This is a genomic window from Paraburkholderia haematera, assembly GCF_905220975.1.
Lineage (GTDB): Bacteria > Pseudomonadota > Gammaproteobacteria > Burkholderiales > Burkholderiaceae > Paraburkholderia > Paraburkholderia haematera.
Window position 1 is genome coordinate 1 of the sequence record NZ_CAJNBK010000013.1, and the last position, 15,630, is coordinate 15,630.

A 15,630-nucleotide genomic window follows, 5' to 3' on the forward strand; every position below is an offset into this window, starting at 1 on the left:
GCGTGACGTCCGACACCCCATAGACGCGCGCGCGCACGGCGCCGCCCGTCAGCGCGCCGAAGCCTGTCGCATTGCCGAGCGCGGAGCCCGCGGTCGAGCCGATCCACAGCGCCGCGCGCGGCACCGTGGCGCCGAGGTAGCGCAAGCCGACCGCGTCGCGGCCGACCAGCGCGATGTAGCTAAGCGCGGTCGCGCCGAGCGCGCCGGCCCACTCGCCCGCTGTCAGGTGACGCAGCTGGCGCATGATCGAGCGATAGTCGACCGCTTGCGAGAGATGTTGCAGGACGACCAGCAGCAGCCCGCAAATGACGAGTGCGAGCACGGGCGAGAGGATGCTCCGTTTGCCAAGCGTCTTCGATACACGGTCGAACATCGCGCCTAGCTGGTCGAACTTATTGTTATATCGGTGGAACATGGTCAATGCGGGCCTTGCGTGGAGCTGTCGCGGTGACGGATCGTCTGCCGCGGCGTCGCCTTACTTCGGCGATTACAAATGGATAACGGCAAAGTGTTGAAAAGGTTGACAGCGTCAGGCAACTCACCGGGATTTAATCTGGGCCGTCGTTGAAGCGGAATGTGCTTCGCGGCATGGCAGAGCGAGGTGGCCAGGCAATACGCGCCAATAAACGGTCGATATTGCCGATTGGGCTGCCGGGCTGGTGTGGGCCGCTGCGCTCGACAGGGGGCAGGAGTTTAAACGCTTATCGAGTCCGGCGAGACAAAGATTCGAGCTCGCGCCAATATCGCACCGGCAACGCGCGATCGCGCACTGATTTAAAGACTGATTTGCTCCATCAAGATTTTCGCTTCGCGTGCCGTAATCGAGAGCAATAGCACGGCGCAATGTTGAGCTTTCGTAGCAGGAATGACGGTAATCGAAGGGGAATGACGATGGCGGATCAAGATTGGGTGATGGCCGGTGTGTATCTGGTCGGGTTGGTGTCGATTGCACTTCTCATGAGCGCGTTGTCCGCGCGAGCGACCCGAGAGCGGCGGCCGGTCGTGTCGCGTATCAGGGAGTAATGCACGGGCAATCCGGGCCTCACTGTGAACGGCACGGGCGCAGCGCGTGCCAGCGAACCAGAGGCGGCCCTCCAGCGCCCTGAAGCGGTTTGGTGCTTTAATCGGGAACGATGCATCGATTCCGAAGCACGCTTCCCTCAGGACTGGAGACACGGATTGACGAACGAAAATCAACTCGAACGCTGGCTCGCACGCGAGCAGGAAGTATTGGCGGCGATTCACGCCGGACCGGGCCCCGGTGTCGCAAGCCCCGAACAGGCGGCGGGCAAGACCGGCCTGGAATTCATGCAGGCGATGATGAACGGGGAACTACCGTACGCCGCGATCGCGCGCACACTCGACTTTATGATCGTGGAAGCCAGTGCGGGGCACGCGGTGTTTCAGGGCACCCCGCTCGCGCAGCACCTGAATCCGCTAGGCACCGTGCACGGCGGCTGGATCGCCACCTTGCTCGATTCCGCGCTAGGCTGTTCGGTGCACACAATGATGCCGCCGGGCCGCGGCTACACCACCGCCGAGCTGAGCGTGAACTACGTGAAAGCCGTCACGCCGCGCGTGCAGCGCGTGCGCGCCGAAGGCAAAGTGATTCATTGCGGGCGGCAACTGGCGACGGCGGAAGCTCGCCTGGTCGGCCCCGACGGCACGCTCTACGCGCATGCCACAACAACCTGTCTGGTGTTCGAGATTCCGGGCCGGTAACGATCGATACCGTTGCTTGCCCGAACGCGTTGCGCTTACTGCGGGCGGCGATGCGCTTCGGCAAGCACGGCGCAGTTTTGCAGATGCAGGTTGAGCGCATGCAGCGCCAGTGCGCGGAGCTTGCTCAGCCACGTGGTGTTAGCGGCGGGTGCGGTGCGGACGGTAGCGGCGTTGGAAGCAGTGTTCATGGCGGACTCCTGTATAGGGTTTATACCTAGGCAATAACCCGATTATAGCCCTCTCGTGCCGCACCGCAACAAATATCAATAAAGTCACGGTGCGGTGTGCCACGGTCACATCCGCGATCCGCGCGATCTCGAAAAGGGGCGGCATCCGGCGGTGCGCTATTAACCATCCGCACCGTACAGGTGCAATAATGTCCCCTTTGCCTGCGACCATCCGCCGCGGACCGCCCGTCCCTCATGACCGTCGCCGAGAAAGCCCTGATTGCGCCCCTTATCGTCGCATGCGCGATGTTCATGGAAAGCGTCGATGCGAACGTGATCGTCACCGCCTTGCCTGCCATGGCGCGCGACTTCGGGCGCGATCCGGTCACGCTGAAAATTGCGGTAACGAGCTACGTTCTGGGTCTCGGCGTCTTTATTCCGGTATGCGGCTGGCTCGCGGACCGATTCGGCGCGCGCACCATTTTCCGCACCGCGATCGGCATCTTCGTCACCGGCTCGCTCCTGTGCGCCGCGTCGAACTCGCTGGCCACCTTCACTCTCGCCCGATTCGTGCAAGGTGTTGGCGGCGCGATGATGGTGCCGGTCGGGCGGATCATCATCTTCCGTGTGGTCCATAAGTCCGACTTCATCCGCGCGATGAACTATCTGAGCGTCCCCGCGCTGCTCGGACCGGCCGCCGGGCCGCTGCTCGGCGGCTTCATCACCACCTATCTGCACTGGCGTCTGATCTTCTTCATCAACGTGCCGATCGGTATTCTCGGTATCTATCTGACCAACCGGCATATCGCCAACACACGCGAACCCGATCCCGGGCCGCTCGACTGGATCGGTTTTTTTCTGTCGGCAGCCGGCGCGGTGCTGCTTCTGCTCGGACTGTCGCTAGTGGGCGGCGAACTCATGTCGAATCAGGACGCGTTCGGCATGTGCGCGAGCGGCGCCGTTCTGCTCGTGGGCTATGTCGCATACGCTCAGCGCGTCAAACTTCCGCTGCTCGATCTGCGCTTCTTCAAGGTGCCGACGTTCCAGGCGAGCGTGCTCGGCGGATCGCTGTTTCGCATCGGCCTCGGCGCGCTGCCCTTTCTGCTGCCGCTGATGCTGCAGGAAGGACACGGCATGAGCGCGTTCGAGTCCGGCCTGATCACCTGCGCCTCCGCGTTCGGCGGCATGTTCATGCGCACGTTCGCCTCCCGCGTGCTGCATCGCTTCGGTTTCCGTTCGGTGCTGGTGGTGAACGCGGCGCTCTCAGGGATATCAATCGCCGCATGCGGACTGTTTTTTCCGGGCACGCCGACCTGGATCATCTGGTTCGTTGTGTTGCTCGGCGGCTTCTTCCCCGCGCTGCAATTCACGAGTCTCAACTCGCTCACTTATGCGGAAATCGCCAGCCGCGACGTGGGGCGCGCGACGAGTCTCGGCAGCGTCGTGCAACAGATGTCGCTCGGTCTCGGCGTGACGGTGGGCGGTATCGTGCTGCAGATTTCGCGCGTGCTGCATGGGCATCCGAGCATCGCGTGGTCGGATTTCTGGCCCGCGTTTCTGGTGGTGGGCTTGTGCTCGTTCGCGTCGATTCCGGTCACGCTGCGCATGCCGCATCGCGCCGGTGAAGACATCTCGCGAGGCGGTCGAGGGTAAAGACCAGCCTTCTCAGGCCTTCTTACCGAACAGGCTCACCCCGCCGCCGCGCCGATCTTTTCCGCCAGCTTCGCGTCGTAACTGGAATGGACATGCACCCGCTTCTTCTCCGGATAGGCGTAGGCGTACGCCTTGCGCAGCGCTAACGAGGCCTCGTGAAAGCCGGACAGAATCAGCTTCTGCTTGTTCGGATAGTTGGCGATGTCGCCGACCGCGAAAATGCCGGGCCGCGAGCTTTCGTAGTTGGACGTATCCACATCGACGCGGCCGCCGTGGATCGACAGATTCCACTGCGCGATCGGCCCAAGATCGGCGACCAACCCGTACAGCACGACGAGGTGCTCGGTGTCGAGCTGTGTTTCGCCTTCGATCTGCCGCAGCGCGATCGATTTCAACGCATCGCCCTCGACGTTGAGCCCCGAAATCGCGCCCACGACAAAATCCATCTCCTCTGCCTCGACCGCGCGCCGCATCGACTCGACGCTCGAATTCGTCGCGCTGAAGCCGTTGCGACGGTGCACCAGCGTCACGCGCCGCGCGACCTTACGCAATGCCAGCGCCCAGTCGAGTGCGGAATCGCCACCACCGGCCACCACCACCGTCTTGCCGGCGAAATCGGCGAGACGCTGCACGCTGTAGTGCACGTGACGCGACTCCAGCGGCACGGCTTCGGCAAGCGTGAGTTTCTGCGGGACGAATGCGCCATTGCCCGCGGCAAGCAGAATGGCCGCCACGTCGAAGATGAGGCCGCGGTCGGTACGCACGGTCCAGCGCCCATCGTCGCGCTGCTCGACCGACTCAACCCGTTGCTCGAGATGAATCGGCACATCGAACGGCTTGCATTGCACCAGCAAACGCTCGACCAGTTCGCGCGCGGTACATGACGGAATGGCGGGAATGTCGTAGATCGGCTTGTCCGGATAGAGCTCCGTGCATTGGCCGCCGATCTCGTCGAGCGCATCGACGATCTGGCACGACAGGCCGATCACACCCGCTTCGAAAGCGGCAAAGAGGCCTACGGGGCCGGCGCCGACGATCAGGACATCGGAGCGAATCGGTTGCGGAAGAGAGTCTGCGGCGGGCGTCATTCGGGATCTCGTCGAGTAGGTCGATGATCCACCATACAGAATCGCCGGAAGCCCGGCAACGATGCCATTACAGGCGGTAAGGACGCTTGGGTGGCGGACGTCCTCCTGAATCGAGGCACTTGCCCTTGTGTTGCATGAGCATGTGCCTGGCGCTCCTAAGCGCTGATTGGCGACATTCAGCCCGCAATGCGCGGCGACTGTGTCGATGAATCGATCGAATGCGAACCGGCGCGCACCCTGGTGACGGTCGCGCCCAGCTTGTCCTGCATGGACGCAACGTGCGCCAGCTGATGAACGCTACCGTCAGACCCACCAGAATGCTGCCGATACACGCAACCGGTGGCCAACGACGGCTTGATTGAATAGATTAAATTTATAGAACCATAAAAAAACAACATTATTTTTATAGACGACGGCTTCGTATAGTCGAGCCCAGTTCGAATGCGCCCTCTGCCCGGCGCCCTCCTTTCCCGCTACTGGACCACGATGAAACTACTCAAGTTCGCCCCTCTCGCGATCGCCGGCGCGCTCTCCGGCGCCGCCCATGCGCAAAGCAGCGTGACACTGTATGGCCTGATTTCGGCGGGCATCGGCTACGCGACGAATCAGGGCGGCAAGAACGCGTGGCAGGCACTCTCGGGGACCAACCAGAATCCGCGCTGGGGTCTGAAGGGCGTCGAAGATCTGGGCGGCGGCACGAGCGCGATCTTCCAGCTGGAAAACGGCTTTAACGTGATGACCGGCACGGCGTCGCAAAACGGCCGGGAATTCGGCCGGCAGGCTTACGTCGGGCTCGCCAGCAAGACATTCGGTACGCTGACCTTCGGCCGTCAATACGACACCGTGCATGACTATGTCGGCCCGGTGATTATCGCGAGCAACGGCGTGAACATCGGCGACAACGACAACGGCTATAACGACATCCGCGTGCAAAATGCGGTGAAGTACGTGACACCCGACTATCGCGGCCTGAAGGCCACTGCCGAATACGGTTTCAGCAACGCCACCGGTTTCGCCAACAACAATGCGTACAGCTTCGGCGCCGGCTACGAGAACGGCCCGCTGAAGTGGAGCGTGGTCTACGCGCAGTACAACCACCCGTTCAGCGCGACCAATCCTGACGGTGCGATTTCGAATGACTACGCGTCGTCGCTGCTGATCTTCGCGAAGAGCGCGCTGCATCCGGCCGCGTATGCGAGCAAGCAGCGCATCTTCGGCACGGGCGGCTTCTATACGGTCGGTCCCGCGCAATTTGCAGCGCTTTTCACCGATGTCCACTACGATTATCTCGACGGTTCACATCTGCATTTGCAAAACTACAACCTGAACCTGAACTACCACGTGAGCCCCGCGTTCATTCTCGGCGCAGCGTATGCCTTCACTGACGGCAAATACGATGTGATCAACACGAGCCCCAAATGGCATCAGGTCAATCTGCAAGCCGACTATTACCTCTCGAAACGCACCGACGTCGCGCTGACGGTGGTCGCGCAACAAGCCGCCGGCGACGCGCAACACGCGCAGATTTTTGCCTACGCTCAATCCACCGGCATACGTCAGATGATCGCGACGGTCGGCATGCGTCACGTGTTCTGACGATGATGAACGCCTTCGATCCAACGCAAGACCGGCGCGCGTTCTTGCGCACGGCCATGGGACTCGCTGCGGGGGCATCGGCATGGCCGATGCTTGCAAGCGCGGCTTCAGGTGGTGCGGACACCGCTAACGCGGCAAGTGGCACGTCCTCTGCGGCCGCCATCGAAGCGAAAAACGGCGCGCGCCGCAACGTGATTATCGATTGTGATCCCGGTCAGGACGACGCGATTGCCATCCTGTTCGCCCTCGGTGCGAGCGACCGGCTCGACGTGCGCGCGATCACGACGGTTGCGGGCAACGTGCCGCTCGCTCTCACCGAACGCAACGCCCGCATCGTGCGCGACTGGGCCGGGCGTACGCAATCGCTGCCGGTGTATGCGGGCTGCCCGCGCCCGCTCACGCGCGAACTGATCACCGCCGCCAACGTGCACGGCAAGACCGGCCTCGAAGGCGTGCCGCTGCATGAACCGCTCGCGCCTCTCGCGCCGCAGCACGCGGTTGCTTTTCTGATCGACACGTTGCGCGCGGCGGCGCCGCATAGCGTGACGCTGTGCGCGCTCGGGCCGCTGACTAACCTCGCCACCGCGTTCACCGAAGCCCCGGAGATCCGCGACGGCATCCGCGAAATCGTGCTGATGGGTGGCGCCTTCTTTGAACGCGGCAACATCACGCCCGCGGCCGAATTCAATATCTACGTCGACCCTCAAGCCGCACAGGTCGTGTTTGCCAGCGGTGTACCGATCGTCGTGCTGCCGCGCGACGTCGCCGTGAAAGCGATGATCACACCGGCACGGATCGCGCCGATTCGCGCGCTCCGCAATCGCTGCGGCACGATGGCCGCCGACATCATGGCTGCGGAAGTCGCTTATCAGAAGGGACGCAAGGGTGTCGAAGAAGCCCCCATGTACGACCCCTGCGCGACCGGCTACCTGATCGAGCCGTCCCTGTTCAAAGGACGCGAGGTCAACGTGATGATCGAGACGATCGGCGAATGGACGCTCGGTGAAACCGTGGTGGACTGGAGCGGACACAGCGGCCGTAAGCCGAACGCGACCTGGATCGCCGAAGTCGACGCGGACGGTTTTTATGCCGCCTTGCGCGCCCGGCTCGCTACGCTGCCGTGAGCCGGCACATCCGTGCACCCCTGAAAGGGTCGATAACGATCATGGATACAACGCACGTTGCGTCAGATATGCGCGGCGATCCATTCGCGGCAAGCTCGCACATGCGGGCCGCGGTCCTCGCCGGCAAGCGAAATCAGTGCGATCGAACGGGTGACGCGCGGCTTGTCGAGGCGCAACGCGACGAGTTCCGTGTCGTGCAGATGCATGGTGTAGAGACTGGGCAGCACCGCAATCGCCAGACGGTTGCGTACCAGTTCGTACAGCGGTTCCGTGTACTCGACGCGGTAGGCGACCGTCAGTTGCAGACCTTCGGCCCCGCCGGTGCGCTGCAGCGCGTCGCTGACGCTGCCGCGCACGAACACCGCCAGATCTCGGCCCACCAGCTTTGCCCACGCAAGGCTCTTCTTCTGCGCGAGCGGATCGTCGCGCCGCACCACCACCACGATCTGATCCTCGAACAGATCCTGGTAGCGCAGCGCGGCTTCGCCGTCATTGTCCGCTGCGGTTGCATCGGGCTCATGCACACCGACGCCGAAATCGGCCGCGCCCTGGCGCACGGCATCGATCAAGGCGGTGTTCGGCATGTCGTTCAGCGTGAAGCGCAGCGACGGTTGCTGTGCGCGCAACGAGGCGAGCGCGGGCAACAGGCGCGCCGCAGCCGACGGAATCAGTCCGATTCGCACCGTCTGCACGCGTTCGGCGAAGGTACTCGCCATATCGTCGAAGGTGCCGCGCGCCTGATTGAGCAGGCGCTCAGCGAGCGGCAGAACGCTGGCGCCCGCATGCGTGAGCGTCAGCCGATGCGCGGAGCGCGCGAACAGCGGGCCGCCGAGCAGGAACTCGATCTGCCGGATCGCCGCCGTCAATGCGGGCTGCGTGAGAGCGAGCGACTGCGCGGCCTGCGTGAAGCTGCGCGCATGCGCAAGCGTGACGAAGTACTGGATTTGCCGCAGCGTGAGCGCGGGCAGCAGGGAGGAACGGTCGGTCATGGAGCGCAATGCATCGACACAATGCGCAGCAGTATAAATGGCGTGGTAATGGCGTGGTTACAGGATGAATCAATTGATCAATAACGAATCTACAATGCCGAAGACCCAAAACCCGGCACCGGCCGCACACGGCGGCTGGCTCGAACGGCGTTTCGCGCTCGCCGGGCGCAAAACCAGCGTGCGTATCGAAACGATCGCCGGTATCACCTCGTTTCTCGCGGCCGCCTATTTGCTGGTGGTGATTCCGTCGCTGCTGTCGGCGGGCGGCATGGACCGCGGCGCGGCGACCACCGCGACAATTCTCGTGTTCGTGCTGAGCACGGTGCTGATGGCGCTGTATGCGAATCTGCCGTTTCTGGTGGGACCCGGCATCGGCGGCTCGGTGATTCTCGGCATCACGCTCGCGGGCGAACACGTCGCATGGCAAACGGGTCTGGGCATTGCGTTCGTGTCCGGCGTACTGTTCCTGATCCTGACCCTGGTGGGTGCGCGCAGCCTCGTGGTGCGCCTGATTCCGGCGCAAATCAAGCTCGGGCTCGGTGCATCGATCGGTTTGTTCATCGCGGTGCTCGGTTTCCGTAACGCCGGCATGGTGATCGCCAACGCGAAAACCAATGCACTCGCGCTCGGTGATTTCTCGCGGCCCGGCACGCTGGTGGCATTGATCGGCCTCGGCGCGGCTGTCGTGCTGCAAGGCCGCCGCGTGCCCGGCGCGATTTTGTGGGCGATCCTGATCGCGGCCGCCGCCGGTGTCCCGCTCGGCGTCACGCATATGCCCGCGTCGTTTCTGTCGTGGCCGCATAGCATCGTACCGATCGCGTTCAAGCTCGACATCGCGAGCGCCTTGAGTGTGGCCTCGATTCCGTATCTGTTCGTGTTCTTCGCGGCGGAGTTTTTCTCGACACTAGGCACCACGCTCGCGGTCGGCGCCAAAGCGGATCTGCTCGACGAAAACGCAAATCTGCCGAACATCAACCGACCGTTCCTCGTCGATTCGATTGCCGCGACGCTCGGTCCGGTGTTCGGCATTCCGGCGCTCACCGCGCTGGTCGAATCTGCGGCAGGCGTTGAAGCGGGTGGGCGTACCGGCCTCTCCTCGCTCGCCGCGGCCGCCATGTTCGCACTGATGCTGTTGTTCGTGCCGGTCGCGCTGGCGATTCCGAAAGAAGCGACTGCGCCGGCGCTGATCCTGATTGGGCTGTCGATGTTCAGCACGATTCGCCATACGCATTTCGACGACTTCAGCGACTCGCTGCCCGTTCTTTCGATGGTGCTGCTCACACTGATGTCGAACAGTTTCGGCACCGGCATCGCGGGCGGCCTGCTCTGCTACGTCCTCGTCAAACTGCTCGCCGGACGTTTCCGTGAAGTACCGTGGGGTCTCTATGTGCTGGCCGTGCCGCTCGGTTATTACTTCTATACCGTGGTCAAACCGCATTGAGTTCCTGATCTGAGTGACCCTGCGCAGCAGCACGTTTTGATCCTGCATTTGCACTAAACCGAGTTTGCGTCGAGTTGTACGCACTACCGAACATCATACCGACATGAAAGAGACACTGGGCAACGTGCCCGCATCGCGCCTCGGCATTACGCTCACCGATGCCCATCGCGCCTTCTTCACTGCCCTGCCGAAGGTCGAGTTGCATTGCCACCTGCTGGGTGCGGTGCGTCACGAGACTTTCGTCGCGCTCGCCGAAAAGAGCCACGCGCCAATCGACCGGGACGAGATCGACGCGTTCTATACGCGCGGCGAAAAACCCGTCGGCGTGCTGCGTGTGCTGCGCGCGCTCGACGAGCATCTGCTCACGCATGCCGACGACCTGCATCGCATCGCCTACGAATACCTCGCCGACGCCGCCGCACACCAGGTGCGTCATAGCGAATTCTTCTGGAATCCTACCGGTACGGTGCGCGTTTCAAAGATTCCCTATGCGGATGCCCAGGCGGCCATCGTTGCCGCGATTCGCGACGCCGCGCGCGACTTCGGCATCAGCGCGCGCCTGATCCCGAGCATCGACCGCGAAGCCGATCCCGACGAAGCGGTCGCGCTGGTCGACTGGATGTGCGCGCATCGTGCGAACGAAGTGGCCGGTCTCGGCATCGACTACCGCGAGAACGACAGGCCACCTGAGTTGTTCTGGAAGGCATACCGCAATGCGCGAGACGCAGGCTTCAGGACCACTGCGCATGCAGGCGAATTCGGCATGCCGTGGCGCAATGTCGAGACGGCCGTCGACCTGCTGCAATGCGACCGGATCGATCATGGCTATACGATCGTCGACAACCCGCAGTTGGCAGCGCGTTACGCGGAGCGCGGCATCGTCTTCACCGTGGTGCCGACCAACTCCTACTATTTACGCACGCTCGCCCCCGAGGTCTGGGCCGAGCAGCATCCAATGCGGCGCATGCCGGGCCTGGGCCTGAAAATTCACCCGAACACCGACGACCCCACGCTGCACAAAGTGACGCCGAGCGAAGCATGGCAATTGATGGTTAGCCACTTCGGCTTCAGCATCGCTGAGTTGCGGGAGTTCATGCTGAACGGCATCGACGGCGCATGGATCGATGAAACGACGCGACACACATGGCGCGCGGCATGGGGCGCGGAATTCGATACGTTGGCGGCAGCCTTGCCCGCTTAAGTCGACGAACGCCCCGGGTCACGCCACCCGCCCAGCTTCATTCACCAATCCACGAACCGCGCAAATCGCTGTCGTGCAGCAATTGCAGCAACGTGCCCGCCGGACGGCTCAACCGTTTGGCGGCCAGCGCGATGAATTCCACCGAGGGCAGCGCCGGTAGACCGGCCGCGTTGAGCGGCGGCGTCAGGCCCCGGGCAGCCAGATACTGCGGACGAACCGTTATGCCGAGCCCGCCGCGCGCGGCTGCGATGCAGCCCGCGTGGCTGCTGCTGGTGCAGACCACCTGCCAGCTAAAACCGGCTTCGGCGAGCGCGTCGAGCACCACGGCGCGCGTCACGCTCGGCTCGGCGACCAGAATCAGCGGCAACGGCTGGCTGAGATCGACCAGTGTGCCGGTGCGCGCCAGCCACTCCAGGCGCCCCGTAAAAAGCGGCACGCCGCGGCGGTCACCCAGACGCCGCTTACCGACAAGCAGATCGATCGAACCGGCGTCCAGCAACTCATACAGCTTGCCGGTCATCCCGATCGTGATTTCCAGTTCGACATCGGGATGCGCATTGCGAAACGCCGCCAGCACCGTGGGCAGCGGCCCGAGCGCGACGTCGTCCGATGAGCCGAGCCGCACGCGCCCTTTCAGCCGCGGCGCGCGAAACTGCGACTCGGCCCGTGCGAGTGCTTGCAGGATCACGCTGGCGTGCGCGAGCATGGCCTCGCCGTCCGGGGTCATTGCGAGCGAATGGGTGTCGCGTACGAACAGACGCCGTCCGACGCTCTGTTCGAGCCGGCGGATATGTTCGCTGACGCTCGACTGCGTGAGATCGAGTTGCCGCCCCGCCTCGGTGAAGCTATGGCAGGCGGCGACTGTCGCGAAGGTCTTGAGCCAGATGGGATTGAGCATGCGTCATTGTGTTCCTGGTTATCGGCAAAGTCGATAACAGTCAACGCCTCCAGTGGGGTTCCCGATTGACGGCGATGTCAATATGATGACGGAATCCCCCCAACGATTGCTCCGAGCACGGCCCGCCGCCCCGTGGCTCAAATGAACATGAACAAGGATTCCGCCCAGACCGCGCTGCTCTGGATCGTCGCCGCCGGCTTCTTCATGCAGTCGCTCGACACGACGATCGTCAACACCGCGTTGCCGTCGATTGCGAACAGCCTGCACGTCGCGCCACTTGCCACGCAACCGATCGTGGTCGCCTACGCGCTGACCATGGCGATGCTGACGCCTGCTTCGGGCTGGCTCGCCGATCGCTTCGGCACGCGGCGGGTCTATTTCGCGGCGATTCTCGTCTTTGTGCTTGGCTCGGTCTGCTGCGCGAGCGCGCATACGCTCAGCCAACTGGTGATGGCGCGGGTGCTGCAGGGGCTGGGCGGCTCGATGCTGCTGCCGATCGGTCGGCTCGCCGTTTTGCGCAGCGTCTCGAGCGAGCAATACGTGTCGGCACTCGCGTTCATTTCGATTGCCGGCCAGTTGGGGCCGATCGCCGGTCCAACGCTCGGCGGCTGGTTCGTTCAGGCCATCACGTGGCACTGGATTTTTCTGATCAATGTGCCGATTGGCGCACTGGGTCTCTACGCGGTACAGCGGTTTTTACCGGCGCATGATGAAACCCGCGCGCCGCCGTTCGACTTCGTCGGCTGTGGGCTGCTGTCGCTGTGCATGATCGCGTTTTCGCTGGCCGTCGACGCCCCCGTCGACTCGCACCGCGTGGCATGGTCTTCGGGTCTCTTTGCGCTCGCGGTGATCAGCGCGCTCGCCTACATTCCGCACGCAAAGCGCCGCAACACTCCCCTCTTCAAGCTCTCGCTCTTTAGCGAACCGAATTTCAGCGTCGGTCTGATCGGCAACCTGGTATGCCGCGTCGGCTCGAGCGCCGTACCGTTTCTCGTACCGTTGCTGCTGCAACTACAACTCGGCTACTCGCCGCTGCATTCCGGCCTGATGATGCTGCCCGCCGCACTTGCCGGCACTCTTGCCAAACGCTGGATCGCGCCGCTCGTGCGGCGCTATGGCTATGACGCGTTCCTGCTCGTCAACACCGTGATCGTGGGGTCGGCGATCGTTGCGTTTGCACTGATTACGCGTGGTACGCCGCTCATCGTCGGGATCGTGATTCTGGCCGTGTTCGGCGCGGCCAACTCCATGCAATTCGCGGCGATGAACAGCGTCACGCTCAAAGGCCTCTCGCATGAAGATGCCGCCAGCGGCAACAGCCTCTTCTCGATGGTGCAGATGCTGGCGATCGGGTTGGGCGTTTCGATCGGCGGCGGGCTGGTGAATCTGTTCTCGGCGCAATGGGGATCGGCCGCGCTCGGGTTCCGCCTGAGCTTCGTGTGCGTGGGCGTCATTACGCTGGTGTCGGCATGGATTTTTCGCCATCTCGACGAAGCGCCCGTTACGCGCGACGTGCGTGGCCAGACGACCCAAAGCGCGGGACGCTGAATAGCGTCTTTCAGTCCACGACGGCGTTCTCCGTTAATCGGCATAAATATGCCTGACGCATGACGAGAACCGCATTCCTTTGTGCATCAGGCGGGCTCATCCGGATTGGCGTCAATCGGGTGCCTGACGCCGTAGCGTGGCTGATATTCCACTCATGATGCAGCGTCATCGATGCGGCCGGACGGGTCGCGTTTCCCGATAGCGGCGCATGAAATCAAACGATGTTTCGCGTTAGCATGTCATGCATTAATGCATAACAAAGGAATATCACATGCCATTTGACGAGCGCATGCTGAACGGCATGGGCGTGCTGACGGCGATCGTCGACTGCGGAAGTTTTGCGGCGGCTGGCGAAGCACTCGACATGTCGCAATCGGGGGTCAGCCGTTCGGTTGCACGGCTTGAAGCACGCCTCGGCATCCGGCTATTCGATCGCACCACCCGTTCGGTCACGCTGACAGACGAAGGCCGGCGCTTTTACGAACAGATCGTGCCGCTGCTCGGCGGGCTCGAGGAAGCGGCTGCTTCCGCGGCTGAGGGCGCCACTGCGGTTCGCGGGCGTTTGCGCGTGAACATGGACCCGTTCTTTTCGCGTCTCGTGCTGGGGCCGAGGCTTGGCGGCTTCATCGATAAGCATCCCGATCTGCAACTCGAGTTGATCACGCGCGACCAGTTAGGCGACATGGTCGCCGACGGCTTCGACCTTGCGATCCGTTTCGGCGATCCGCCCGTATCGACCTTGATTGCACGCAAGCTGCTCGACACGCGCATTCTGACGGTGGCTGCGCCCTCGTACCTGAAGAAGCACGGGCATCCGGCAAGCCCCGCGGAACTCGAAAACGGCAAGCATGTGTGCATCAAGTTCCGTGATCCGCTGACGGGTTATCCGTTCAGTTGGGAGTTTCATCGCGGACGCAAGAAGATCGTGACGAGCCCGCGGGGGCGGCTTACCGTGAATGACGTTGGTACTTTGCACAGCGTGTGTAGTGCCGGACAAGGCATCGCGCAAATTCTTGCGCTGGGGGCCGAGTCGTTGCTTGCCAATGGCAAGTTGGTGGAGTTGTTCCCCGATTGGGGGGATGAGGTTTATCCGCTGTATGCGCTTTATCCTTCGCGGCATCATCCGCCGGCTAAGGTTCGGGTGTTTTTTGACTTTGTTGTTTCGTTGACTGGAGGGGGGGTGCGGGAAGCGGGTGCTTGAGGTGGGGGTATGGTTTTTTTTGGGGGGGGTTGCCTGCTGGCGCTTGTTTGTCTGTGGTTTTGTGGTTTTGTGGTTTTGGCCTTTCCTTGATTTGTTAGGGGTTTATTAGCGTTCCCCCTGTGCGGGGGGGCACCTACTTTTCTTTGCCTGCCGCAAAGAAAAGTAGGCAAAAGAAAGCGGCTCAAACCGCTAATTTTTAAGCGGGTCCCCTGGCTTGGAAGAGGCAGTGGTGCATCTGGAATCCGTGCCCCCGCACACTCCGCGTTAGTGACTAAGGACTCATCAGCTCCCACTCCGCACTACGTGCGTCGCGGATGGGTATGTATGGGAAACCTGAGGCTTTGATTGGGCGTGATGGGCCATCGGCTTTGCCTCGGCGAAAACGGATTGGCGTGGGGAACCAACGGCTTCGTTTGGGCCCGGTGGGAACCATCGGCTTCGCCTCGGCGCGCGCGAGTCCGCATTGGAAATCGGTGGCTCCGTTTAGCGCGACGGGGAACATGCTTCGGTGAGACGCCGTGTCCGCATACCTAGCAGTACGACAGACCGGTGTGCGGCAGTGTGAGCCTGGGGGAGCGCGTTCACGGCCGGACGGTGCGCTGCCGTACCAAATCGAAAACGGACGCGAAACGATCGAATGGTTGGTGAAATACCCTTCGGCGCGCGCAGCGCCGCCGGAAGTATGACTGCCTTGTCACTCACGCGGAATGTGCGAGGGCACCGATTCCAGATGCACCACTACCTCCTCCGAGCTAGGGGACCCGCTTAAAAATTAGCGGTTTGAGCCGCTTTCTTTTGCCTACTTTTCTTTGCGGCAGGCAAAGAAAAGTAGGTGCCCCCCCGCACAGGGGGAACGCTAATAAACCCCTAACAAATCAAGGAAAGGCCAAGCACCCCAAATCAAGGAAAGGCCAAGAATTCCAGATCAAGAACAGGCCAAAACCACAAAACCACAAACAACCCGCCGAGCAGGCAAAAAACCCCCACCACCGAACGCAAGCC

At 62.5% G+C, this 15,630-nt stretch carries 13 protein-coding genes and 1 pseudogene; 9 read left to right on the forward strand and 5 right to left on the reverse strand.

What is annotated here, in order from left to right; genetic code table 11:
* A pseudogene (locus tag KHO23_RS21345) lies at window positions 1–373 on the reverse strand (bifunctional lysylphosphatidylglycerol flippase/synthetase MprF); the annotation flags it as partial.
* Window positions 374–891: 518 nt separating this feature from the next.
* Between KHO23_RS21345 and KHO23_RS35455 the strand changes: the two are divergent.
* Window positions 892–1,023 (forward strand): hypothetical protein, encoded by a 132-nt coding sequence (locus tag KHO23_RS35455; protein WP_268963903.1) that lies wholly within the window; start codon window positions 892–894, stop codon window positions 1,021–1,023.
* Between the two features lie 156 nt (window positions 1,024–1,179).
* The gene (locus KHO23_RS21350) at window positions 1,180–1,722 is read left to right on the forward strand and encodes a PaaI family thioesterase (RefSeq protein WP_211613227.1); all 543 of its coding nucleotides are present in this window, start codon (window positions 1,180–1,182) and stop codon (window positions 1,720–1,722) included.
* 35 nt (window positions 1,723–1,757) lie between these two features.
* On the opposite strand, the gene KHO23_RS21355 is transcribed toward KHO23_RS21350, so the two are convergent.
* A complete protein-coding gene (locus tag KHO23_RS21355; protein WP_211613228.1) occupies window positions 1,758–1,910 on the reverse strand; it encodes a hypothetical protein in 153 nt (50 codons plus the stop codon).
* Window positions 1,911–2,144: 234 nt separating this feature from the next.
* On the opposite strand from KHO23_RS21355, the gene KHO23_RS21360 reads away from it, so the two are divergent.
* Window positions 2,145–3,542 (forward strand): MFS transporter, encoded by a 1,398-nt coding sequence (locus KHO23_RS21360; protein WP_211613229.1) that lies wholly within the window; start codon window positions 2,145–2,147, stop codon window positions 3,540–3,542.
* Window positions 3,543–3,577: 35 nt separating this feature from the next.
* Here the strand turns inward: KHO23_RS21360 and KHO23_RS21365 are convergent, their stop codons facing one another.
* Complete coding sequence (locus KHO23_RS21365; protein WP_211613230.1) at window positions 3,578–4,630, reverse strand: NAD(P)/FAD-dependent oxidoreductase; 1,053 nt, start codon at window positions 4,628–4,630, stop codon at window positions 3,578–3,580.
* Between the two features lie 486 nt (window positions 4,631–5,116).
* Between KHO23_RS21365 and KHO23_RS21370 the strand changes: the two genes are divergently transcribed.
* Both KHO23_RS21370 and KHO23_RS21375 read left to right on the forward strand, forming a co-directional pair.
* A complete protein-coding gene (locus KHO23_RS21370) occupies window positions 5,117–6,226 on the forward strand; it encodes a porin (RefSeq protein WP_211613231.1) in 1,110 nt (369 codons plus the stop codon).
* 5 nt (window positions 6,227–6,231) lie between these two features.
* Entirely contained in the window at window positions 6,232–7,350 is a 1,119-nt protein-coding gene (locus tag KHO23_RS21375) for a nucleoside hydrolase (RefSeq protein ID WP_211613364.1), read from the forward strand.
* 62 nt (window positions 7,351–7,412) lie between these two features.
* On the opposite strand, the gene KHO23_RS21380 is transcribed toward KHO23_RS21375, so the two are convergent.
* Entirely contained in the window at window positions 7,413–8,339 is a 927-nt protein-coding gene (locus KHO23_RS21380; protein WP_211613232.1) for a LysR family transcriptional regulator, read from the reverse strand.
* 94 nt (window positions 8,340–8,433) lie between these two features.
* Here KHO23_RS21380 and KHO23_RS21385 point away from each other — a divergent pair, with 94 nt between their 5' ends.
* Both KHO23_RS21385 and add read left to right on the forward strand, forming a co-directional pair.
* Window positions 8,434–9,780: an NCS2 family permease gene (locus KHO23_RS21385; protein ID WP_211613233.1), complete on the forward strand. Its 1,347-nt coding sequence runs from the start codon at window positions 8,434–8,436 to the stop codon at window positions 9,778–9,780.
* Between the two features lie 103 nt (window positions 9,781–9,883).
* On the forward strand, window positions 9,884–10,981 hold the full coding sequence (add, locus tag KHO23_RS21390; protein ID WP_211613234.1) for an adenosine deaminase: 1,098 nt from the start codon (window positions 9,884–9,886) through the stop codon (window positions 10,979–10,981).
* A 37-nt stretch (window positions 10,982–11,018) separates the two neighbouring features.
* Here the strand turns inward: add and KHO23_RS21395 are convergent, their stop codons facing one another.
* Window positions 11,019–11,879 carry a LysR family transcriptional regulator gene (locus KHO23_RS21395; protein WP_211613235.1) on the reverse strand — a complete coding sequence of 287 codons (861 nt, stop codon included), beginning with the start codon at window positions 11,877–11,879 and terminating at the stop codon, window positions 11,019–11,021.
* Window positions 11,880–12,026: 147 nt separating this feature from the next.
* On the opposite strand from KHO23_RS21395, the gene KHO23_RS21400 reads away from it, so the two are divergent.
* Window positions 12,027–13,427: a DHA2 family efflux MFS transporter permease subunit gene (locus tag KHO23_RS21400; protein ID WP_236066943.1), complete on the forward strand. Its 1,401-nt coding sequence runs from the start codon at window positions 12,027–12,029 to the stop codon at window positions 13,425–13,427.
* 271 nt (window positions 13,428–13,698) lie between these two features.
* Window positions 13,699–14,628 (forward strand): LysR family transcriptional regulator, encoded by a 930-nt coding sequence (locus KHO23_RS21405; RefSeq protein ID WP_211613237.1) that lies wholly within the window; start codon window positions 13,699–13,701, stop codon window positions 14,626–14,628.
* Window positions 14,629–15,630: the final 1,002 nt, after the last annotated feature.

Excerpts from the sequence above, each read along its gene's own strand:
- KHO23_RS35455 (WP_268963903.1), top strand. The coding sequence starts at position 892 with ATGGCGGATCAAGATTGGGTGATGGCCGGTGTGTATCTGGTCGGGTTG.
- KHO23_RS21355 (WP_211613228.1), bottom strand. The coding sequence starts at position 1,910 with ATGAACACTGCTTCCAACGCCGCTACCGTCCGCACCGCACCCGCCGCT.
- KHO23_RS21360 (WP_211613229.1), top strand. The coding sequence starts at position 2,145 with ATGACCGTCGCCGAGAAAGCCCTGATTGCGCCCCTTATCGTCGCATGC.
- KHO23_RS21365 (WP_211613230.1), bottom strand. The coding sequence starts at position 4,630 with ATGACGCCCGCCGCAGACTCTCTTCCGCAACCGATTCGCTCCGATGTC.
- KHO23_RS21370 (WP_211613231.1), top strand. The coding sequence starts at position 5,117 with ATGAAACTACTCAAGTTCGCCCCTCTCGCGATCGCCGGCGCGCTCTCC.
- KHO23_RS21375 (WP_211613364.1), top strand. The coding sequence starts at position 6,232 with ATGAACGCCTTCGATCCAACGCAAGACCGGCGCGCGTTCTTGCGCACG.
- KHO23_RS21380 (WP_211613232.1), bottom strand. The coding sequence starts at position 8,339 with ATGACCGACCGTTCCTCCCTGCTGCCCGCGCTCACGCTGCGGCAAATC.
- KHO23_RS21385 (WP_211613233.1), top strand. The coding sequence starts at position 8,434 with ATGCCGAAGACCCAAAACCCGGCACCGGCCGCACACGGCGGCTGGCTC.
- add (WP_211613234.1), top strand. The coding sequence starts at position 9,884 with ATGAAAGAGACACTGGGCAACGTGCCCGCATCGCGCCTCGGCATTACG.
- KHO23_RS21395 (WP_211613235.1), bottom strand. The coding sequence starts at position 11,879 with ATGCTCAATCCCATCTGGCTCAAGACCTTCGCGACAGTCGCCGCCTGC.
- KHO23_RS21400 (WP_236066943.1), top strand. The coding sequence starts at position 12,027 with ATGAACAAGGATTCCGCCCAGACCGCGCTGCTCTGGATCGTCGCCGCC.
- KHO23_RS21405 (WP_211613237.1), top strand. The coding sequence starts at position 13,699 with ATGCCATTTGACGAGCGCATGCTGAACGGCATGGGCGTGCTGACGGCG.